General features: G+C 72.2%; 20 protein-coding genes and 1 pseudogene. 14 read left to right on the top strand and 7 right to left on the bottom strand.

From position 1 onward, the window contains the following. The first annotated feature begins 238 nt into the window (after positions 1 to 238). From ccmI to AC1MGR_RS00620, 7 genes are all read left to right on the top strand, one after another. On the top strand, positions 239 to 1,768 hold the full coding sequence (ccmI, locus tag AC1MGR_RS00590) for a c-type cytochrome biogenesis protein CcmI (RefSeq protein WP_108037535.1): 1,530 nt from the start codon (positions 239 to 241) through the stop codon (positions 1,766 to 1,768). A gap of 142 nt (positions 1,769 to 1,910) precedes the next feature. Then, complete coding sequence (ccmE, locus tag AC1MGR_RS00595) at positions 1,911 to 2,465, top strand: cytochrome c maturation protein CcmE (RefSeq protein WP_480233343.1); 555 nt, start codon at positions 1,911 to 1,913, stop codon at positions 2,463 to 2,465. 76 nt (positions 2,466 to 2,541) lie between these two features. Beyond that, positions 2,542 to 4,542 carry a heme lyase CcmF/NrfE family subunit gene (locus AC1MGR_RS00600; RefSeq protein ID WP_480233344.1) on the top strand — a complete coding sequence of 667 codons (2,001 nt, stop codon included), beginning with the start codon at positions 2,542 to 2,544 and terminating at the stop codon, positions 4,540 to 4,542. After that, on the top strand, positions 4,539 to 5,012 hold the full coding sequence (locus AC1MGR_RS00605) for a cytochrome c-type biogenesis protein (RefSeq protein WP_480233345.1): 474 nt from the start codon (positions 4,539 to 4,541) through the stop codon (positions 5,010 to 5,012). The genes AC1MGR_RS00600 and AC1MGR_RS00605 overlap by 4 nt, the downstream gene beginning before the upstream one ends. Positions 5,013 to 5,150: 138 nt before the next feature. Further along, on the top strand, positions 5,151 to 5,831 hold the full coding sequence (locus AC1MGR_RS00610; RefSeq protein ID WP_108037528.1) for a DUF1007 family protein: 681 nt from the start codon (positions 5,151 to 5,153) through the stop codon (positions 5,829 to 5,831). Beyond that, complete coding sequence (locus AC1MGR_RS00615) at positions 5,822 to 6,829, top strand: nickel/cobalt transporter (protein ID WP_480233346.1); 1,008 nt, start codon at positions 5,822 to 5,824, stop codon at positions 6,827 to 6,829. Before AC1MGR_RS00610 ends, AC1MGR_RS00615 begins: the two co-directional genes overlap by 10 nt. A gap of 78 nt (positions 6,830 to 6,907) precedes the next feature. Beyond that, the gene (locus AC1MGR_RS00620) at positions 6,908 to 7,621 is read left to right on the top strand and encodes a hypothetical protein (RefSeq protein WP_480233347.1); all 714 of its coding nucleotides are present in this window, start codon (positions 6,908 to 6,910) and stop codon (positions 7,619 to 7,621) included. 8 nt (positions 7,622 to 7,629) lie between these two features. On the opposite strand, the gene AC1MGR_RS00625 is transcribed toward AC1MGR_RS00620, so the two are convergent. Next, positions 7,630 to 8,214: a histidine phosphatase family protein gene (locus AC1MGR_RS00625; protein ID WP_108037522.1), complete on the bottom strand. Its 585-nt coding sequence runs from the start codon at positions 8,212 to 8,214 to the stop codon at positions 7,630 to 7,632. 171 nt (positions 8,215 to 8,385) lie between these two features. After that, complete coding sequence (gene irr / locus AC1MGR_RS00630; RefSeq protein WP_108037520.1) at positions 8,386 to 8,895, bottom strand: Fur family transcriptional regulator Irr; 510 nt, start codon at positions 8,893 to 8,895, stop codon at positions 8,386 to 8,388. Positions 8,896 to 9,184: 289 nt separating this feature from the next. Here irr and fabA point away from each other — a divergent pair, with 289 nt between their 5' ends. The 3 genes from fabA to fabI all read left to right on the top strand — a co-directional run bounded on the left by fabA (position 9,185) and on the right by fabI (position 12,339). Continuing rightward, positions 9,185 to 9,760 carry a 3-hydroxyacyl-[acyl-carrier-protein] dehydratase FabA gene (gene fabA / locus AC1MGR_RS00635; RefSeq protein ID WP_108037518.1) on the top strand — a complete coding sequence of 192 codons (576 nt, stop codon included), beginning with the start codon at positions 9,185 to 9,187 and terminating at the stop codon, positions 9,758 to 9,760. A 114-nt stretch (positions 9,761 to 9,874) separates the two neighbouring features. Beyond that, complete coding sequence (gene fabB / locus AC1MGR_RS00640; protein WP_480233348.1) at positions 9,875 to 11,101, top strand: beta-ketoacyl-ACP synthase I; 1,227 nt, start codon at positions 9,875 to 9,877, stop codon at positions 11,099 to 11,101. A gap of 404 nt (positions 11,102 to 11,505) precedes the next feature. Then, positions 11,506 to 12,339, top strand: a complete 834-nt coding sequence (gene fabI / locus AC1MGR_RS00645) for an enoyl-ACP reductase FabI (protein WP_480233349.1) — start codon at positions 11,506 to 11,508, stop codon at positions 12,337 to 12,339. A gap of 2 nt (positions 12,340 to 12,341) precedes the next feature. Here the strand turns inward: fabI and AC1MGR_RS00650 are convergent, their stop codons facing one another. From AC1MGR_RS00650 to AC1MGR_RS00670, 5 genes are all read right to left on the bottom strand, one after another. After that, positions 12,342 to 12,911: an NUDIX hydrolase gene (locus AC1MGR_RS00650; protein ID WP_108037513.1), complete on the bottom strand. Its 570-nt coding sequence runs from the start codon at positions 12,909 to 12,911 to the stop codon at positions 12,342 to 12,344. Between the two features lie 73 nt (positions 12,912 to 12,984). Further along, positions 12,985 to 13,164: a hypothetical protein gene (locus AC1MGR_RS00655; RefSeq protein WP_108037511.1), complete on the bottom strand. Its 180-nt coding sequence runs from the start codon at positions 13,162 to 13,164 to the stop codon at positions 12,985 to 12,987. A gap of 24 nt (positions 13,165 to 13,188) precedes the next feature. After that, the gene (locus AC1MGR_RS00660) at positions 13,189 to 13,638 is read right to left on the bottom strand and encodes an RNA polymerase sigma factor region1.1 domain-containing protein (RefSeq protein ID WP_480233350.1); all 450 of its coding nucleotides are present in this window, start codon (positions 13,636 to 13,638) and stop codon (positions 13,189 to 13,191) included. A gap of 162 nt (positions 13,639 to 13,800) precedes the next feature. Continuing rightward, complete coding sequence (locus AC1MGR_RS00665) at positions 13,801 to 14,844, bottom strand: YihY/virulence factor BrkB family protein (protein ID WP_108037509.1); 1,044 nt, start codon at positions 14,842 to 14,844, stop codon at positions 13,801 to 13,803. Between the two features lie 33 nt (positions 14,845 to 14,877). After that, positions 14,878 to 15,885, bottom strand: a complete 1,008-nt coding sequence (locus AC1MGR_RS00670; RefSeq protein WP_480233351.1) for a LysR family transcriptional regulator — start codon at positions 15,883 to 15,885, stop codon at positions 14,878 to 14,880. A gap of 101 nt (positions 15,886 to 15,986) precedes the next feature. Here AC1MGR_RS00670 and AC1MGR_RS00675 point away from each other — a divergent pair, with 101 nt between their 5' ends. The 4 genes and pseudogenes from AC1MGR_RS00675 to AC1MGR_RS00690 all read left to right on the top strand — a co-directional run bounded on the left by AC1MGR_RS00675 (position 15,987) and on the right by AC1MGR_RS00690 (position 19,695). Then, complete coding sequence (locus tag AC1MGR_RS00675; RefSeq protein WP_480234893.1) at positions 15,987 to 16,607, top strand: YceI family protein; 621 nt, start codon at positions 15,987 to 15,989, stop codon at positions 16,605 to 16,607. Positions 16,608 to 16,641: 34 nt separating this feature from the next. Then, positions 16,642 to 17,244, top strand: a pseudogene (locus AC1MGR_RS00680) (cytochrome b). Then, positions 17,241 to 17,816, top strand: a complete 576-nt coding sequence (locus AC1MGR_RS00685; RefSeq protein ID WP_480233352.1) for a YceI family protein — start codon at positions 17,241 to 17,243, stop codon at positions 17,814 to 17,816. The pseudogene AC1MGR_RS00680 and the gene AC1MGR_RS00685 overlap by 4 nt, the downstream one beginning before the upstream one ends. Before the next feature lie 388 nt (positions 17,817 to 18,204). Continuing rightward, complete coding sequence (locus tag AC1MGR_RS00690; protein WP_480233353.1) at positions 18,205 to 19,695, top strand: MmgE/PrpD family protein; 1,491 nt, start codon at positions 18,205 to 18,207, stop codon at positions 19,693 to 19,695. Positions 19,696 to 19,720: the final 25 nt, after the last annotated feature.

Raw genomic sequence — 19,720 nt, forward strand, 5'->3', positions numbered from 1 at the left:
GGACTTGCGAACGGACTTGCGAACGGACTTGCGAACGGACTTGCGAACGGTCTCGCGCCGGCGTGAGAGCTGCCGATCGCCGGCGGGACGCACGGCACCCGGTTCCCCCATCCGCCGTCGTGCTCTAGGCTTGCGCCCTCCCCCCGACGTGCTGCGCGTGACACCGTGTCGCCCGAGGCCTGCATCGTGCCGGCGGGGGCCCGCGTCTACATGCAAGCGGGGCAGCGTTCGGGGCGTGATGACGGCACTTTGGTTCATACTGGCGTTCATGACCGGCGCGGCGGTGTTCGCCCTGCTCTGGCCGATGTCGCGCCGGGCCAATCCCGCCGCCCCGCCGGAGGCCGGCGGCCTCGCCACCGAGACGGGCTTCTACGAGGACCAGCTGCGCGAGATCGAGCGCGACGAGGCCCGCGGCCTGATCGCGGCCCCCGAGGCGGAGGCCGCGCGGACCGAGGCGGCCCGGCGCCTCCTGCGCGCCAACCGCGCCGGCGTGCCGGCGGCCCAGGACATCGCCGAGCCGGCCCTGCGCCAGCGCCGGGCGGCCTCGGCCTTCGCCCTCTCCACCATCCCCCTCGTCGCCCTCATCGCCTACGGCCTCTACGGCTCGCCGCACATGCCGGCCCAGAGCGCGGCGGAGCGCCAGTCCGCGCAGAGCGGCGACCAGGACCTGCTGAAGGCCATCGGCCAGATCGAGGCGCGTCTCGCCGCCGATCCCACCGACGGCCGCGGCTGGTCCGTGCTCGCCCCCGTCTACATGCGCATGGGCCGCTTCGACGACGCCGCCCATGCCTACGAGGCCGCCACCCGCCTCCTCGGCGAGACCGCGCCGCGCCTGTCCGACTGGGGCGAAGCCCTGGTGGCGGCGGCCAACGGCGCCGTCACGCCCCAGGCCAAGGCCATCTTCCAGCGTGCGGTCGACCTCGACGGGCAGGTCGCCAAGCCGAGATTTTACCTGGCGCGGGCGGCCGAGCTCGACGGTGACATCCCCCAGGCGATCCAGCGCCTCCAGGCCATGGCCGACGCCGCGCCGGCCGATGCGCCCTGGCTCCCCCTGGTCCGCGAGAACCTGGCGCGCCTGAAGGGCGAGGCCGCGCCCGGCCCGGCGAAGACGCCCGAGGCCGGCGCCGCGGCCGCCCTCCAGGCCCTGCCCCCGGCGAGCCGCGACGGCGCCATCCGGGCTATGGTCGACAGCCTCGACAAGCGCCTGGCCGACCGGGGCGGAACCCTGGAGGACTGGCTGCGCCTCGTGCGTTCCTACGGCGTGCTCCAGGAGCGCGACAAGGCGAAGGACGCCCTGGAGCGGGCTCGCAAGGCCCTGGGCGACGATCCCGAGGCGAAGACCCGCCTCGACGCGATCGCCGCCGAGGCGGGCCTGGCCGCGGCGCCGACGGAGGCGGCCACGCCCGCGCCGTCCGCCCCGCCCGCACAGACCGGCGCATCGTCCGACGCGGCCGCACAGGCCGGCACGGAGGCCGCCGTCGCGGCCGTCAAGGCCATGCCGGCGGCCGAGCGCGACGCCGCCATCCGGGGCATGGTGGCGGGTCTCGACCGCCGCCTGGCGGCCAAGGGCGGCAGCGTCGACGATTGGCTGCGCCTCATCCGCTCCTACAGCGTGCTCGGCGAGCGCGAGCGCGCCCTGCAGGCCCTGGATCGCGCCCGCATGGCCCTGAGCCCCGACGCGGCGGCCATGGAGCGGCTCGGCGAATTGTCGCGCGAACTCAGCCTCCAGCCCGGCGTGAAGCCGGGCAATGCGGCGGCCAAACCCTGAGCCCCTGACAATCGGTCCCGGCCCCGGCCCTTGACCCGGGTGGCGCCCCGGCCGACACCAGAAGCTGCAAGAGACCCCGCCGGGCAGTCCGGCGCGGGACGCGCCCCGCCCCTCGTCAGCCATCAACCGGGACCCTGCCCACGTGACCCGCAAGAGCCGCCGCCTGATCCTGATCGCCGCCTGCGGCGCCGTGCTGGCGCTGGCGCTCGGCCTGATCCTGTCGGCCATGAGCGGGTCGATCGTGTTCTTCCGCTCGCCCACCGAGGTGGCCGCGCAGACCGTGGCCCCCGGCACGCGCTTCCGCCTCGGCGGCCTGGTGAAGGACGGCTCGCTCCAGCGCGGCCCGGACCAGACCGTGGACTTCGCGGTGACCGACACCAACGCCACCATCGCGGTCCAGTACCGCGGCCTGCTGCCCGACCTGTTCCGCGAGGGCCAGGGCGTGGTCGCCGAGGGCACCCTGCTGCCGGGCGGCATCTTCCGGGCCGACACGGTCCTGGCCAAGCACGACGAATCCTACATGCCGCGTGAGGTCGCCGATGCCCTCAAGGCGCAGGGCCGGTGGCAGGAGGGCAAGGGCATGGTTGATAAGAGCATGGTCGACAAGCCTGCCGCGGCCTCCCCCCAAGCCACGACCGCCCCGGACACCAAGACGGCCGCCGGCGACAAGACCCTCCGCCAGCGCAGCGAGCGATGATGCCCCGCGCCTCCCGGTCCGGTTCCCGTCGGCCCCGCGTCCCGCGGCACATCCTCCCTTGGAAGGACACCCCGCCTTGCTGATCGAGGTCGGCCATTTCGCGCTCGCCCTGGCGCTCGCCCTCTCCCTGGTCCAGGCGGTGATGCCGGTCTGGGCCGCCCGCTCGGGCGACCAGGCCCTGCGGGCCGTGGCGACGCCCGCCGCCCTCGGGGCCTTCGCCTGCATCCTGTTCAGCTTCGGGGCGCTGACCTACGCCCACGTCACGTCGGACTTCTCGGTCCTCAACGTGATCGAGAACTCCCACACGGCGAAGCCCTTCCTCTACAAGATCTCCGGCGTCTGGGGGAACCACGAGGGCTCGATGCTGCTCTGGGTCCTCATCCTCGCCCTGTTCGGAGCCCTGGTGGCGGTGTCGCGCGAATCCGTGCCGCCGACCCTTCGGGCGAACACCCTGGCGGTGCAGGGCCTGATCACCTTCGTGTTCGTGCTGTTCATCATCACGACCTCGAACCCGTTCACCCGGGTGAGCCCGGCCCCGGTGGAGGGCAACGACCTCAACCCGCTGCTCCAGGATTTCGGCCTCGCGGTGCATCCGCCGCTCCTCTACATCGGCTATGTCGGCTTCTCGATCACCTTCGCCTTCGCCATCGCGGCGCTGATCGACGGGCGCATCGACGCGGTCTGGGCCCGGGCCGTGCGGCCCTGGACCCTGATGGCCTGGAGCTTCCTGACGCTCGGCATCGCGATGGGCTCGTACTGGGCCTATTACGAGCTCGGCTGGGGCGGCTGGTGGTTCTGGGACCCGGTCGAGAACGCCTCGCTGATGCCCTGGCTCGCCGGCACCGCCCTCCTGCACTCCACCGTGGTGATGGAGAAGCGCGACGCACTGAAGGTCTGGACGGTGCTGCTCGCCATCCTCACCTTCTCGCTCTCGCTCCTCGGCACCTTCATCGTCCGCTCGGGCGTGCTGACCTCGGTCCATACCTTCGCCACGGACCCGACCCGCGGCGTCTTCATCCTGGCGATCCTGATCCTGTTCATCGGCGGCTCGCTCACCCTGTTCGCCTGGCGGGCGCCGATGCTGCGCCAGGGCGGCATCTTCGCGCCGATCTCCCGCGAGGGCGCGCTGGTGATGAACAACCTGTTCCTGGCCGCCGGCTGCGCCACGGTCTTCGTGGGCACCCTCTACCCGCTGCTGCTGGAGATGCTGACCGCCGAGAAGATCTCGGTCGGACCGCCCTTCTTCAACTACACCTTCGTACCCCTGGCGATCCCGCTGCTGCTCATCGTGCCCTTCGGCCAGACCCTGGCCTGGAAGCGCGGTGACGTGCACGCGGCGACGCAGCGCCTGTTCGCGGCCCTGTCCGCCGCGCTGGTGATCGGCCTCGCCGTGACGGCCCTGACCTGGGGCGGCCCGATGATGGCCCCGATCGGCATCGGCCTCGGCGCCTACCTCGTCATCGGCTCGGCGATGGAGATCGTGTCCCGCGCCCGCGGCTACGGCAGCAACCGCGCCCAGGGCGCCGCGATCTGGCGCCGGGCCGCCGGCCTGCCGCGCTCGGCCTGGGGCACCGCGATGGCCCATGCGGGCGTCGGCGTCGTCGTCCTGGGCATCGCCGCGCAGGGCTGGGCGACGGAGGGGTTGAAGACCCTGAAGCCCGGCGAGTCCCTCGCCTCCGGCCCCTACGTGGCGACCCTCGACCGGGTCGGCCCGCGCACCGGCGAGAACTACGCCGAGACCACCGCCTTCCTGACCATCCGCAACGCCGGCGGCGACTTCGTCGGCACGGTGGAGACCGGCAAGCGGTTCTATCCGAGCCGCAAGATGACGGTGACGGAATCCGGCCTGCTCACCATCGGCGCGAGCCAGGTCTATGCCAGCCTCGGCGAGGTCCTGCCGGAGGGCGCCATCGGCCTGCGACTCTACTACAAGCCCCTCGTGCTGCTGATCTGGCTCGGCGCCGTGGTGATGGCACTGGGCGGCGCGATCTCCCTCACCGACCGGCGCATGCGCGTCGGCGCCCCGGCACGGGCCCGGACGAAGGCCGTCCCTCCCGGCATGGCCCCCGCCGAATGAGCCGGGTCGCGCGCCTCTCGCGCCTTGCCCTGGCGCTCGGCCTGACGCTGGCCTCCGCCGGCAGCGCCCTGGCGGTTCAGCCGGACGAGGTGCTGAAGGACCCGGCCCTGGAGGCGCGGGCGCGCGACATCTCGTCGGGCCTGCGCTGCCTCGTCTGCCAGAACCAGTCGATCGACGATTCCGACGCTCCCCTCGCCCGGGACCTGCGCCTCATCGTGCGCGAGCGCCTGACCGCCGGGGACGACGACCGGCAGGTCCAGGCCTACGTGGTCGGGCGCTACGGCGAGTACGTGCTCCTGCGCCCGGTCTTCGCCCTGCACACCCTGCTCCTGTGGCTGACCCCGGTCGCGGTGATCGGCCTGGGCCTGTTCGGGCTCTGGCGCCTGGCCCGCCGCCGCCCCGCCGCGGCCGCCGCGGGGCTCAGCGCCGAGGAGCGCGCCGAGATCGCCGCCCTGACCCGGCGGGACTGACCCCTCCGGCGGAGGGCCGTGCGCGTGCCGATGCCTCGCTTTCGCCCCAGTGAAGCGGGAGACCGGTCCGCAGCGACGGATCCCGCGGCCGGCGCAGCTTAACGAAGTCTTTACCCTGACTCGCGAGCGTCCCGTGCCATGCCGACCGCCTCGCTTTTCCGCATCGCCGCCCTGGCCGGAGCCGCCCTCGTGGCCGCCCTGTCCGCGCTCCCCGCACAGGCGCATCCCCACGTCTGGGTGACCACCAAGGCCGAGATCGCCTACGGCGAGGGCGGCCGCGTCACCGGCGTCCGCCACGCCTGGACCTTCGATGCCTCGTACTCGGCCTTCGTCACCCAGGGGCTGGACACGAACAAGGACGGCAAGCTGACGCCGGACGAGCTCGCGGGCCTCGCCGCCGAGAACACCGCCAACCTCGCCGAATTCGCCTACTTCACCAAGATGAAGGTCGGCGGCAAGGAGCAGGCCTTCGCCGATCCCGTCGAGCCCCGCATGGCGATGGAGGGCGACAAGCTGACCCTGAGCTTCCTCCTGCCCCTGAAGACGCCGGTGGCGCAGGGGCGCGGGGTCACGGCCCTGGAGGTCTACGACCCGACCTTCTTCGTCGCCTTCAGCCTCGCGGAGGGCGCGGATGCCGCCCGCCTCGCCGGGGCGCCGGCGGGCTGCGCCGCCACCCTCACCCGCCCCAAGACCGAGACTCCGGACGCCAAGACCGCCGATGCCAAGCCCGGCATGTCGGAGGCGTTCTTCGAGGCGCTGACCTCGGCCTCGAACTACGGCCTCCAGTTCGCCAACCGGATCATCGTCGCGTGTCCGTAGGCACCGCCCTCGACGCCGCCCGCCCGGACGGGCGGTCCCGCCTCGCCCGGCAGGTCCTCCTCGTCCTGACGGCCGTCGCCCTCGCGACCCTGATCGTCGCCGGCCTGGCCTGGCTGGTGAGCCCCAGCGTCACCGCGCCGCCGCCGCGCTCGCCCTTCGGCATCGGGTTCCGCGAGGCCACCCCGTCCACCGGCGGCCTCGGGGGCCAGATCCTCGCCCTGCAGGCAAGCTTCTCCCGCAGCCTCCAGGGCGCGGTGCAGTCCCTGAAGGCGGGGGGCGCCTGGGGGCCGATGATGCTCCTCGGCTTCGCCTACGGCGTCTTCCACGCCGCCGGGCCGGGCCACGGCAAGGCAGTGATCGCCGGCTACATCGTCGCCGGGGAGCGGGCGCTCACCCGCGGCTTCAGCCTCAGCTTTGCCGCCGCCCTGCTCCAGGCCCTGGTCGCCATCGCCCTGGTGGGCGTCGGAACTCTGGTGCTCGGCGCCACCGCCGCCGGCATGACCCGCGCCGGCACGGTGATCGAGACGGTGAGCTTCGCCCTGGTGGCGCTCCTCGGCCTCAGCGTCACCTGGCGCAAGGCCGGCCGCCTGGCCGGCCGCACCGATCCGGCCTGCGCCCCCGGCTGCGGCCACGTCCACCTGAACGACGCCGCGGCCCTGGCGCGGCTCGATTCCTGGCGCGAGCGGGCCGGCGTCGTGCTGGCCGCGGGCACGCGCCCCTGCGCCGGGGCGGTGCTGATCCTGGTCTTCTCCGCCTCGCAGGGCCTGCTGGCCGCCGGCATCGCCGCGACCCTCGCCATGGCCCTCGGCACGGCGCTGACCACGGGGACGCTCGCCAGCGTGGCGGTCTTCGCCAAGGCCTTCGCCCTGCGCCTCGCGGGCGGACGCGGCCAGGCCGGGGCGCGCGCGGTCGGCGGCCTGGAACTGCTCGCCGGCGCCTTCGTGCTGGTGCTCGGCCTCGCCATGCTGGCCGGGCTCGCGGCCGATCTCGGCGGCTGAGGCCCTGCGCAGACCTTCCCTCGCCAACCCCGCGAGGCCGTGGCACTCTCGTCCGCGGACCACGGAGAGAGCGCGGGCATGGCGGCGGGCTTCGAGCACATCCTGAACTGGCGGCTGCTGGCCGGCTCGCACGACTTCCCCGGCCCGGACGGCGGCACCTGCATCAACGAGGCGGCGATCGTGGCCGCCGGCCTGCCCTACCGGGCGATCCGCGCCTCGGCCGACTGCCCGCCCTGCTTCTCGCCGCCCCTGGCCGCCTACGCCCTCGGCCTGAACGACGGCATGCCCGATGCCGAGCGGCCGCGCCTGATGGCCTTCGTGCTGCGGCTCTCCGGCTCGGCCGACGCCCCGGCCGTGGAGGCGGAGCGGGTCGCCTTCCTCGCCCTGGCGAGCGTCCGGCGCATCCTGCCGCCCCTGCTCGACCGGGCGGGCCTGCCCACCCTCGCGGCCGCCTGCGACGGGGCCGCGGATGCGGAGCGGGCGCAGTCGGTCGCCCGGGCGGCCGCTTGGCAGGGCGGCGCGCGGGCGCAGGAGGCTTCCCAGCGCGGGGCCTGGGCACAGGGCGCACGCGCCGCGGCGGTCGCCCGGGCCGCCACGGCCGCCGGGAAGGCCTTCGCGGATGCGCGCTGCGCGGCCGAGGTGGCGGAGGGTGCCGCACCCTTCGTGCCGGAGGCCTGGGCGAGCGCCGTGGCGATCCTCGACGAGGCCCTGGAGATCGGCCGCCGGGCGGCGCCCCTGGAGCTGGCCATGGTGCAGCGGCGCCTGGACGCCGCGCGGTCGGGATCGGCGTAGAGCCCGGCTCAGACCGGGACGGGCGCCGCCATCGGGTCGAAGGTCACGGTCTGGCAGTTGTCCAGCCAGACGCCCGTCAGGTGATAGAAGAAGGTGCCGTGGCCGACCACCGCGATGCTGGGCTCGGGCCGGGCCGCGAGCCAGTCGCGGAAGCCGAGAACGCGGGCGTCGAAGAGGGTGCGCGGCTCGATATGGACGCCGCGGGCGTCGGGCTCGCCCTCGGCGTGCCACCAGATTTCCGGCAGATGGTCGACGGCGACGTCCGGGAACTCGGCGGCCAGCACCGAGGCGGCCCGGCCGACATCGCAGCTGCTCTCCTGGCACTCCCGGTGCAGGACCTCGACGAGGATGCGCGGGCGGCTCGGATGGTCGCCGAAGATGCCCTTGGTGGTCTGGATCGCCCGGGTCAGGGGCGAGGTCACCACGAGGTCGAAGGGGATGTCGTGCAGGGCCGCTCGGGCCGCACGGACCTGTCCCTGGCCGCGCTCGGTCAGGCGGGCGTCGACGTGGCCGGGGTCCTTGCCGGTCAGACGGTGGGCAGCGTTGAAGGTCGATTCGCCATGGCGGACGCAGACGATGCGGGTGGGGGCCATACGGGTCCGGTTTCGATGGGAAGGAAGAACGGCGTGCCGGCGATAACCCCGCGAGGCGGCCCATCGTTGCGCGGCGCGTCAGGGCACCGCGCCAACGAAAAAGGCCCGGTTGCCCGGGCCTCGATGACGCTGCGTGCGGACCTGCCGGACGCTTGCGGACTTGCCGGACGGTCAGGCCTTGCGGGCCACCGGGCCGCGGCGGCGCAGGCGGACAATCACCTCGACGCCGGCGATCTCCATGCCCTCGGGGGCATCGGGCAGGGAATCCACGGTGATCCCACAATCGGGCATGTCCAGCACCTGGCCCTCGTCCTCGAGGAAGAAGTGGTGGTGCTCGCTCGGGTTGGTGTCGAAGTAGGCCTTCGACCCGTCGAGGGCGAGCTGGCGCAGGAGACCAGCCTCGGTGAACTGATGCAGGGTGTTGTAGACGGTGGCCAGGGACACCGGCACCTTGGCGCGCATCGCCTCGTCGTAGAGCATTTCCGCCGTGAGGTGACGGTCGCCGCGGCCGAACAGCAGCCAGCCCAGGGACAGGCGCTGGCGGGTCGGGCGCAGGCCCGCCCGGCGCAGGCGGTCGCGCAGATCCGACAGCGGGCAACCGCGACGGCCGGCGGCCGTGTCGCCGCCAGTAACGGAGGCCCGGGCGTTCAGCACGGCCTGCAAGGGCAGAAGGTTCGACATCGGGCGTACAAACATCCCACGCGGAAAACTGAAGTTTGAGCGATAGGTATACGGAACCCGCCGTCGCATCGCAACCCGAGTTGCGCGCGCGGCCGGCTCCCCCCGCCCGCGCATCCACGCGGCGGACGGGACCGGGCCATCGCGCACGGGAACGGCGGCCGCGGATTGGGACGCTCGGAACGGGCGGGCAGCTTTGAGGCGCACAAGCCCTGTGTTAACGAAGCGCCGATTTCACGCCGAGGGGGCCATGCGCGCCCCGGACCCATCCTTGAGGACCGATCCGCTCATCATGTCTTCTGCTTCCGATCCGAACGCTCCGTCGGGCACCGCCCCGGCGACCGCCGCGCCCCAGCGGGCCTCGCACTATTCCTACGAGGAACTGCTCGCCTGCGGCCGTGGCGAGCTGTTCGGTGCCGGAAACGCTCAGCTGCCGCTGCCGCCGATGCTGATGTTCGACCGCATCGTCTCAATCGGCGCCGAGGGCGGTGCCCACGGCAAGGGCCATGTGCTCGCCGAGTTCGACATCCGGCCGGACCTCTGGTTCTTCGGCTGTCACTTCAAGAACGACCCGGTGATGCCCGGCTGCCTCGGCCTCGACGCCCTCTGGCAGCTCGTCGGATTCCATCTCGGCTGGCTCGGCGCCCCCGGCCGCGGCCGGGCGCTCGGCGTCGGCGAGGTCAAGTTCACGGACCAGGTCCTGCCGACGGTGACCAAGGTCGTCTACGGCATCGACATCAAGCGGGTGCGCCTCGGCAAGCTGGTGCTCGGCATCGCCGACGGCTGGCTGGAGGCCGACGGCACCCGGATCTACGAGGCCAAGGACCTGCGCGTCGCGCTCTTCCAGGCTCAGGCGGCGGGCGGCTGAGCCCGGCGCGGTTGAGATCGGGACATCCGCGTCCTACCTGAATCCACGCGAAGGTGCCGTCTCGAGAACAAGCACCGCGAAGAACAAGCCCCGGCGGCGGAGAGCATCGTGTCCATGCGGCGTGTCGTGATCACCGGGATGGGCATCGTCTCATCCATCGGCAACAACACCGAGGAAGTCCTCGCTTCCCTGCGCGAGGCCAAGTCCGGCATCGGGCGTTCGGCCTCCTACGCGGAGCACGGCTTCCGCAGCCAGGTCGAGGGCCGTCCCACCCTCGACCCGGAGGGCGTCGTCGACCGGCGCGCCATGCGCTTCCACGGCGGCGGCACCGCCTGGAACCACGTCGCCATGGACCAGGCGATCCGGAATGCGGGCCTGGAGGCGGGCGACGTCTCCAACGACCGCACCGGCATCATCATGGGCTCGGGCGGGCCGTCCACGAAGGTCATCGTCGAATCCGCGGCCATCGCGGTGGACAAGGGTCCGAAGCGCGTCGGCCCCTTCGCCGTGCCCAAGGCGATGTCCTCCACGGCCTCGGCGACCCTCGCGACCTGGTTCAAGATCAAGGGCGTGAACTACTCGATCTCCTCGGCCTGCGCGACGTCGAACCACTGCATCGGCAACGCCGCCGAGGTCATCCAGGGCGGACGCCAGGACATCATCTTCGCGGGCGGCTGCGAGGACCTCGACTGGACCCTCTCGGTGCTGTTCGACGCCATGGGCGCCATGTCCTCGAAGTACAACGACACCCCGGCCCGGGCGTCCCGTGCCTACGACGCCAACCGCGACGGCTTCGTCATCGCGGGCGGCGCCGGCGTCCTGGTGCTCGAGGAATATGAGCACGCCAAGGCCCGCGGCGCGACGATCTACGGCGAGATCGCCGGTTACGGCGCCACTTCGGACGGGCACGACATGGTCGCCCCCTCTGGCGAGGGCGCGGTCCGCTGCATGCGCCAGGCGATCGAGGGCCTGAAGGGCGCCAGGATCGACTACATCAACCCGCACGCCACCTCGACGCCGGTCGGCGACGACAAGGAGATCGAGGCGATTCGCGAGGTCTTCGGGCGCGGCGACGCCTGCCCGCCGATCGCCGCCACCAAGTCCCTCACCGGGCACTCCCTCGGGGCCACGGGCGTGCAGGAGGCGATCTACGCCCTCTTGATGATGAACAACGACTTCATCTGCGAGAGCGCCCATATCGATGAGATCGACCCGGCCTTCGCCGACATGCCGATCCTGCGCCAGCGCCGCGACGGGGCCAAGCTCGGGCACGTCCTGTCGAATTCCTTCGGGTTCGGCGGCACCAACGCGACGCTGGTTCTCAAGCACGTCGACGCCTGAGGGTGACGGTTCTGAGCCAGGCTTGAGCCCGGACCCGGCCCGTTAAGGAACTGGAGAGGCTTTCCGCGGTTCATTGTTTCTATGGATTGCTGGAAGGCACAGCCATGTTGTGGTTCACCCTGGGAACCGTCGGCGGCCTCGCCCTAGCCGGATCAACGGCCGTCTACATCAAGCAGGTCATCATCGACCGCGCCAATTGCGACACGGACGGCTACTTCTAGCCTCCGCGCCGCCTCGGCCGCACCCAAAGGCCCCGTCCCGGCTCCCGCCTGGACGGGGCCTTTGGGTTTCGTGATGTCCCTTCGGCGCCCATCGGATTGGACAGGGCCACGAGCCCCGCGCTAAGCCTCCCAGCAACGATGACGGGTCCGAGGGACCCGAGGATCCGCGACCGGGGGACGTGCATGACGGGTTTGATGGCGGGAAAGCGCGGCCTCATCATGGGGGTCGCCAACGATCACTCGATCGCCTGGGGCATCGCCAAGGTCCTGCACCGCCACGGGGCCGAGCTGGCCTTCACCTACCAGGGCGACGCGCTGGGGCGCCGGGTGACGCCGCTGGCGGCCTCCGTCGGCTCGGACATCGTGCTGCCCTGCGATGTCGAGGACATCGCCAGCGTCGACGCGCTGTTCACTGCCCTGGACGCGCGTTTCCCCGAGGGCCTCGACTTCGTCGTCCACGCCATCGGCTTCTCCGACAAGGGACAGCTCAAGGGCCGCTACGTCGACGTGACCACCCGCGAGAACTTTTCGCGGACGATGGCGATCTCGTGCTTCTCCTTCACGGAGATCGCCCAGCGGGCGGCCAAGCGGATGCCCCGCGGCGGCTCGCTCCTGACGCTGACCTATGGCGGCTCCACCCGGATCATGCCGAACTACAACGTCATGGGCGTCGCCAAGGCGGCCCTCGAGGCCTCCGTGCGCTACCTCGCCGGCGACCTCGGCCCGGACGGCATCCGGGTCAACGCCCTCTCGGCCGGGCCCATGCGGACCCTGGCGGGAGCCGGCATCGCCGATGCCCGCCTGATGTTCAACCACCAGAAGGCGCACGCCCCCCTGCGCCGGACGGTGACGCAGGAGGAGGTCGGCGGCTCGGCGATGTACCTGCTCTCCGACCTCTCGGGGGGCGTCACCGGCGAGATCCACTTCGTCGATTCCGGCTACAACATCATCTCGATGCCCCGCCCCGACGTGCTGCAGGCCCAGGACGAGGCCGGCGTCATCGGGGACGCGGTCTAGGATCAACCCACGAACAGAGTGGGCCGGCGGGCGCGCAGGGCGAGGACCAGGGTCAGGGTCTTGAGGTCGGTCAGCTCGCCGTGATCGGCCCTCCGGGCGAGCTCGGCCAGGGGCATCTCGACGACCCGGATGTTCTCGTGCTCGCCCTCCGCGCCCCCGCCCCCGTCCACCCGGTCGGTCGCCGCGTAGGCGCCCAGGAACAGGTGGATGCGCTCCGTCGAGATGCCGCCGCAGGAATAGGTGGCGCCGACGAAGTCGAGGTCGCCGAGACGCAGGCCCGCCTCCTCCAGCACCTCCCGCCGGGCATTGTCCTCCGGGGTGCCGTCGTCGATCAGGCCGGCGGGGGCCTCGAGCTGGCTCTGCTCGCCGGCGACGTAGAGGGCGGGCACCCGCAGCTCCCGCACCAGGGTCGCGACCCGGCGCACCGGATCGTAGGGCAGCACGCCCACGGAATTGCCGTGGTCCTCGATCTCGCGCTCGGCCTCGCTGCCGTCGGCGAGGCGGACCCGCGCAAGCGAGAAGCGGCTCCAGCCCTCGTGCAGGGTCCGCAGGCTGAGGATCTCGGCTTTCATTGGTCGTCCTTCCGGCCCCGGGAGGGCGCGTTTCGGCTGGCCCGTGGGCACGGGCCTGTCGTGCGGGTGGTCGTCAGGGGCCGCCCGCCAGGGCGCCCTCGATCACCATGATGCGTTCGTCGCGATTGATCCGACCGTCCAGCGTCAGGCAACCCGGTTCGCCGGACTCGACCGTGAGGCCCTGCGCGCTCACCGCGGCCTGCCGCTTCGGCCCGGCGATGAGGGCTTCCGCGATGTCTGGCCGGATGTCCATGCCGGTCTCCCCCCGTGCCGCGGTTCAGCGCCCGAGGGCGATCAGGACCGCCCCCATCAGCACCAGCACGATCAGGCCCGCCACCAGCACGGCCTTCCGGACCCGGCGCCCCTCGGCCGACGGGGTCGCGGAACCCGGTTCCGCGCCGGCTGCAACCGGTGCGGCTGGCCGGGACGCCGGCGCATCCGGGCGCGGCGCGGCCGGGGCGGCGTCGAGGGACGGCAGTCCGGGCGCCGGCGCGAGGGGCACCGGCGCGATCCCATCGGGATGGGCCCGCCCCGTGAGCAGGTCCTCCAGCTCCACCGGGATGCCGGCGGCCTTGAGGTCCAGGACCACCTGCGCGATCGCCTCGGCGCTCATGCCGTGGATCGGCAGGGCGGCCTGGAGGTCGGCCGGGGCGAGCTCGCCCTTCTGCCGGCCGAGGGCGATCAGCCGGTCGAGGTCCCGTTGCGCGAGGGCCGGCGCGGCGCTCACCACGGGCGCACCGTCACGGCGGCCCCGGCTCCGGTCCGCCAGGGTGGTCCTGCGTGTTGTGGTCCGGCCATCTGCCCCTCCCGACGCTCCGCCGTCGGGAAACCCGTCGGGCGTCGGCGCTGTTCCCGGCCTCGCGGGGCGGCGACCGCGCCGCTGGTGCCGCTAGTCCTGGCTCGGCCCGACGCTGTCGGCGGCGAAGGCCTGGCGGACCCCCAGGGGCTTCGGCCGGCCCTCGGTGCTGTCGCAGCCGGTCTGGCGCTCCATCTCCGAGTTGATCTCGGCGCCCACGAGGACGATCACGATGGACAGCCACATCCAGGTCATGAAGCCGATGCCGGCCCCGAGCGACCCGTAGATGCGGTTGTAGCTGTCGAAGCTCGCCACGTACCACGAGAACACCCCCGAGGCGCCGACCCAGAACAGCGCCGCGAGGCTGCTACCCCAGGTCACCCAGCGCCACTTCGCCCGGTTCCGGCTCGGGCCGTAGCGATAGATCAGCGACAGGCTGAGGGTGACGACGCCGAGCAGGGCCGGCCAGCGCACGATCTGCAGGACGGTGTCGGTGGCGGTGATGAAGCCGAGGCGGTCGAGGATCGCCGGAAGCAGCACCACCGCACTGGTGGAGACGAGGAAGAACACCACGCTGGTGATCGTGAACAGGAAGGTGGTGGCGTAGAAGCGGACTAGGCTGCGCTTCTCGCGCTCCTTGTAGATCACGTTGAGGGCGTCGAAGAGCGCGCTCACCCCGGAATTGGCGCTCCACAGGGCGATCAGCAGGCTGATGCCGGACGTGGTGCTCAGGGAGCCGGTGCTGCGCTGCGCGATCCGCACCAGTTGGTCGGAGACCAGCTCGAGGGCACCGGGCGGCAGGATGTCCGTCAGCAGGCTGACATGCTGGCTGATGACGTGGGGGTCCGAGAACAGCCCGTAGATCGACACCACCGCGACGAGGCCAGGGAACACCGCCAGCAGGGCGAAGAACGCGACGCCGCCCGCCGTGGTGAGCACCCGGTCCTGCGGCATGGCCCAGAACACCCGCCACAGGATGTCCCGCCAGCCGGCCCTGGGGATGTCGACGGGATCGGTCGCGCGCCGGCCCCGCCCGGGCTCGTGCGCGCGCTGGCGCGCCTCCGCCAGTTCCTCCGGGTTCAGGGCGCGGGTGCTGACCGAGCGCCAGTCCTGACCCTCATCTTCGTCTCGCACCATGCCGACACCCTGCCGGACCGCACGTCGCCGGAATCACACTCTGCCCGAACTCGCGTCCGAGGTCGCCACCGATGCCGTCACGGGCGTGGGACGATCGCACCCCGACAGGGGACAGATCGCGGCCCGCCGGGCCATCTCGCTGCGGACGTGCTCCCGGAACAGGCGCACCCGCGCCGGGAGTTCGCGGCCCGCGAGGGTGACGGCGCGCAGGGTCCCGCCCCGGCTCGCCCAGTCGGGCAGGACGCGCACGAGGTCGCCCCGGGCCAGGGACTTGGCCGCGACGAGGCTCGGGATGTGGCCGATCCCGGCCCCGGCCAGGGTCAGGCGCAGCACCGTGGCGAAATCCGTGGCCCGCACGGCCGGCCGCAGGGTGATGCCGGCCTCGCGCCCCTCCCCGTCCGAGACCAGGATCTGGGTGGCGCCGAGGCGCTCCCGGGCCAGCACCACGTCGTGCGTCGCCAGCTCCGCGATGTCGGCCGGGGCCGGGCGCTGGGCCAGGTAGGCCGGCGCCGCGTAGAGGCCGATCGTCAGGTCGGCCAGGATCGGGGCCGTGTAGCCGCTGTCGGGATGGTCGCCGCCGCCGAGGCGCAGGGCGAGGTCGACCCGGTTGGCGGCGAGGTCGAGGCGGCTGTCGGTGATGAGGAGCTCCAGGGTGATCTGCGGGTGCCGGGCCCGGAAGCTCGCCACGAGGTCCGGCAGCACCTCGACCCCGAAATCGATCGAGGCCGTCACCCGCAGGTGGCCCCGCGGCAGGGTGCGGGCGCCGCGGGCCGTCTGCAGGGCCTCGTCCAGGAGGGCGAGGCTCTCCAGGGCCCGGGCGTGGAAGGCGAGCCCCTCGGCGGTGGGCGAGACCGCCCGCGGCGTGCGGGCGAGCAGGGTCACCTTCAGCACCGCCTCGAGGCGAGCGACGCGCCGGCTGACGCTGCCCTTGGTTTCCCGCAGGAAGGCGCCGGCCTGGGTCATGCTGCCGAGGTCGACCACCGCGCAGAAGGCCCGGACATCGTCGAGATTTCCAGCGAAGGTTTCCAGATGCGCAACCATGTGTCCCCGATTAGCGCGCTATCGCACCCGCGGGAAGCGGCCTATTGGAGCTCCACCGACCCGGTGCCCCTGGCGCCCCCATCCTCGGAGCGAACCCCGTGATCCGTCTCTCCCCGTCCCTCGTCGCCCAGACCGTGTCCCTCGCCCTCGCGTTCGCCGCGCCGGCCCTCGCCCAGACCCCGCCGACCCGCGATCCGGCCCAGATCCAGGCCGGCACCTACGCGGTCGATCCCGGCCACACCCAGGTCGGCTTCACCGTCTCCCATATGGGCTTCTCGAACTATTCCGGCGGCTTCTCGGACGTGTCCGGCACCCTGGAGCTGCAGCCCAAGACCCCCGCCGCCTCGAAGCTGTCCATCAAGATCCCGGTGGCCTCGGTGATGACGACCAGCGAGAAGCTGACCGGCGAGCTCAAGGGCGACCAGTGGCTCGACGCGGGCAAGTTTCCCGAGATGACCTTCGTCTCCACGAAGGTGACGCCCGAGGGCAAGGACAAGGCGAAGGTCACCGGCGACCTGACCCTGCACGGCGTGACGAAGCCGGTGACGCTGACCGTCACGCTGGTGGGCGCCGGCGTGAACCCGCTGAACAAGAAGGTCACCGTGGGCTTCAAGGCCACCGGCACGCTCAAGCGTTCCGAGTTCGGCGTGAAGACCTACGTGCCGCTGATCGGCGATGAGCTGCACCTCACCATCGCGGGCGCCTTCGAGCGCAAGGAATAGGCCTCGTCGTCCACCCCGCCGTAGGGAGCGCGTCATGATCGAGACCGCCCGCGTCGCGCCCCGACCGCGCTACACCCGCGTCGCCATCGCGCTGCACTGGCTCAGCGCGCTGGCGGTGCTGGGGCTGATCGCGATCGGCCTCGCCATGACGCACGGGGAGCTGGCGCCGATGCGCCGGTTCCAGCTCTACCAGTGGCACAAGTCGGTGGGCCTCACGGTGCTGGCCCTGACGCTGCTCCGCCTCGCCTGACGCCTGGCCCACCGGCCGCCCCCCCTGCCCGCGACGCTGCCGGCCCGGGAACGGGCCGGGGCGCACGCGGCCCATGCCCTGCTCTACGGGCTGCTCCTCGGCCTGCCGCTCATCGGCTGGGCCGTGGTCTCGGCCTCGCCCTTCAACCTGCCGACCGTGCTCTACGGAGTCCTGCCCTGGCCGCACCTACCGGTGCTCCCGGAGCTGGCGAACAAGGCCGCCGTGGAGGCGGTGCTGAAGCAGGTCCATGCCTGGGGAGCCTGGTTCCTGATCGGTCTCCTGCTGCTGCATGTCGGCGCAGCCCTGCGCCACCACCTCGTGCTGCGCGACGACACCCTCCGGCGGATGCTGCCCCGCGGCCCGCTCAAGTCCGGATCCCAGCCATGATCGCCGTTCGTCTCGCCTTCGCGGCCGCCCTCGCGGCGGCGCCCCTGGCCCTGCCCGCCTGCGCCGAGGCCGCGGCCTGGACCGTCGATGCGGCCAAGAGCCGGATCGGATTCTCCGGCGTCCAGGTCGGCGCGCCCTTCCAGGGTCGCTTCACGCGCTTCACCGCGCAGATCGATTTCGACCCGACCGTCCCGGAAACCGGGCACGCCGTGGTCGACATCGACCTCGCGAGCGCCCAGACCGGCGATGCCCAGCGCGACACCGCCCTGCCCCAGACGGAATGGTTCGACGTCAAGGCCACGCTGCAGGCCCGGTTCGAAGCGACGCGGTTCGTCGCCAAGGGCGGCGACGCCTACGAGGCGATCGGCAGCCTGACGATCCGCGGCATCCGCCGCGACGCGGTCCTACCCTTTCGCCTGACGCGCGCGGGAGCGACGGCCCGGGCCGTCGGCCACCTCGACCTCGTGCGCACGCAGTTCGGCGTCGGACAGGGGCCCTGGGCCTCGGGCCAATGGGTCGCCCTGGAGGTCGGCGTCGACATCGACCTGACGGCGACGGCATCCAAGCCCTGAAACGGATGGGACAGCAACCCCGCCTCCGCTCGCGTGGGCGGGATGGGTGACGACTTGGTTTCGAAACAGAGGTTTGGTTTCGAAACAGAGATTTGGTCTCGAGACAGACTCGACCGCATCTCTACGATTGCACACCAAGGGCATGACACGCCTACAGCGAACCCCGCGCATGCCCCGTGGCTCGGATACTGTGCGTCTCGCCGGTTATTTTGTTTCTGACACGTAACGCGTGCGCAAAACGCCTGGGCTGTCCGCACAAAGCGGGAGCCCTGCCGCGACGGTCGGGTTATTCCTCGGTTCCGGTCCAGCCGGCGGCTTCGGCCCCGGCGCACCCGGCACGGCTGCGCCCCTGCGGGCGCCGGCCGCAAGACGCCAGAGGGAGAGACCCATGCCCGTGCCCACGATCGACCGCCGTGCCCTGCTCGGCTCCGCGAGCCTCGCGCTGGTGGGAACCGGAAGCGCCGTCCGTCCGGCGCAGGCAGCCCCCGAGCCGAAGGCGGAGGTCAGGACAGAGGCCAGGGCGGAACCGAAGCCGGTGCCGCCGGAGGTCACCCGGATCCTCGCCCGCTACGTGGTCGGCGCGCGCTACGCCGACCTGCCCGAGGCCGTTCGCCGCGAGGGCACCCGCACCCTGCTGAATTGGGTCGGCGTCGCCATCGGCGGATCGCATCACGAGACCCTGGACGTCGCGGTCTCGGCTCTCAAGCCGTTCTCCGGCCCGCCGCAGGCCGGGCTGTTCGGGCGCCCCGAGCGCTTCGACATCATGAACGCCGCCTTCCTCAACGGCGTCGCCAGCCACATCTTCGACTACGACGACACCCACCTGAAGACCGTGATCCACCCGGCCGGCCCGGTCGCCTCGGCGATCCTCGCCTACGCCGAGATGAACCCGGTCTCGGGAGCGGACTTCCTCAACGCCCTGGTGCTCGGCGTCGAGACGGAGTGCCGGATCGGCAACGCGGTCTATCCGAACCACTACGATGTCGGCTGGCACATCACCGGCACCGCCGGGGTGTTCGGGGCGGCCGCCGCGACGGGCAAGCTGATGGGCCTGTCCGAGCAACAGATGGTCTGGGCGCTCGGGCTCGCCGCCTCGCAGCCCGTGGGCCTGCGCGAATCCTTCGGCTCCATGAACAAGAGCTTCAATCCGGGCCGGGCCGCCGCGAACGGCCTGTTCGCCGCGATCCTCGCCGCGAAGAACTACACGAGCTCGGACGGGATGATCGAGGCCAAGCGCGGCTGGGCCAACACCATCTCGACGAAGCAGGATTACTGCGAGATCACGGAGGGGCTCGGCACCCGCTACGAGGCGGCCCTGAACACCTACAAGCCCTTCGCCTGCGGCATCGTCATGCATCCGGCCATCGACGCGGCGGTGCAGCTGCGCAACGAGAACCATCTCACCGCCGACGCGATCGAGCGGGTCGACATGAGGGTCCATCCCCTGGTGCTCGAACTCACCGGCAAGACCGCGCCGCGCACCGGATTGGAGGGCAAGTTCAGCATCTACCACGCCGTCGCGGTGGCGCTGGTGGAGGGGGCCGGCGGCGAGAAACAGTTCAGCGACCGGGCGGTGAACGACCCTGCGATCGCGGCCCTGCGGGCCCGGGTGAAGCCGGTGGTCGACCCGGCGATCCGGCCCGAGCAGGTCGCGCTCACGGTGGTGCTGAAGGACGGCCGCAGCCTGCCCGGACGCATCGAGCACGCCATCGGCAGCGTCGAGCGGCCGATGTCGGACGCGGCCCTGGAGACCAAGTTCACCGACCTCGCGGACGGGATCCTGCCCGAGGCCCAGGTGCGCCGGGTCATGGACCTGTGCTGGCACATCGCCGAGCTGCCCAATGCCGGCGACGTGGCGCGGGCCGGCGTCCAGGCCTGACCGCAGAGGACCGGGATCGACGGGC

This window comes from Methylobacterium sp. BI1, from assembly GCF_056680125.1.

Coding starts and splice junctions, on each gene's coding strand:
- ccmI (WP_108037535.1), top strand. CDS start 239: ATGACGGCACTTTGGTTCATACTGGCGTTCATGACCGGCGCGGCGGTG.
- AC1MGR_RS00605 (WP_480233345.1), top strand. CDS start 4,539: ATGAGCCGGGTCGCGCGCCTCTCGCGCCTTGCCCTGGCGCTCGGCCTG.
- AC1MGR_RS00610 (WP_108037528.1), top strand. CDS start 5,151: ATGCCGACCGCCTCGCTTTTCCGCATCGCCGCCCTGGCCGGAGCCGCC.
- AC1MGR_RS00620 (WP_480233347.1), top strand. CDS start 6,908: ATGGCGGCGGGCTTCGAGCACATCCTGAACTGGCGGCTGCTGGCCGGC.
- AC1MGR_RS00625 (WP_108037522.1), bottom strand. CDS start 8,214: ATGGCCCCCACCCGCATCGTCTGCGTCCGCCATGGCGAATCGACCTTC.
- irr (WP_108037520.1), bottom strand. CDS start 8,895: ATGTCGAACCTTCTGCCCTTGCAGGCCGTGCTGAACGCCCGGGCCTCC.
- fabA (WP_108037518.1), top strand. CDS start 9,185: ATGTCTTCTGCTTCCGATCCGAACGCTCCGTCGGGCACCGCCCCGGCG.
- fabB (WP_480233348.1), top strand. CDS start 9,875: ATGCGGCGTGTCGTGATCACCGGGATGGGCATCGTCTCATCCATCGGC.
- fabI (WP_480233349.1), top strand. CDS start 11,506: ATGACGGGTTTGATGGCGGGAAAGCGCGGCCTCATCATGGGGGTCGCC.
- AC1MGR_RS00650 (WP_108037513.1), bottom strand. CDS start 12,911: ATGAAAGCCGAGATCCTCAGCCTGCGGACCCTGCACGAGGGCTGGAGC.
- AC1MGR_RS00655 (WP_108037511.1), bottom strand. CDS start 13,164: ATGGACATCCGGCCAGACATCGCGGAAGCCCTCATCGCCGGGCCGAAG.
- AC1MGR_RS00665 (WP_108037509.1), bottom strand. CDS start 14,844: ATGGTGCGAGACGAAGATGAGGGTCAGGACTGGCGCTCGGTCAGCACC.
- AC1MGR_RS00670 (WP_480233351.1), bottom strand. CDS start 15,885: ATGGTTGCGCATCTGGAAACCTTCGCTGGAAATCTCGACGATGTCCGG.
- AC1MGR_RS00685 (WP_480233352.1), top strand. CDS start 17,241: ATGATCGCCGTTCGTCTCGCCTTCGCGGCCGCCCTCGCGGCGGCGCCC.
- AC1MGR_RS00690 (WP_480233353.1), top strand. CDS start 18,205: ATGCCCGTGCCCACGATCGACCGCCGTGCCCTGCTCGGCTCCGCGAGC.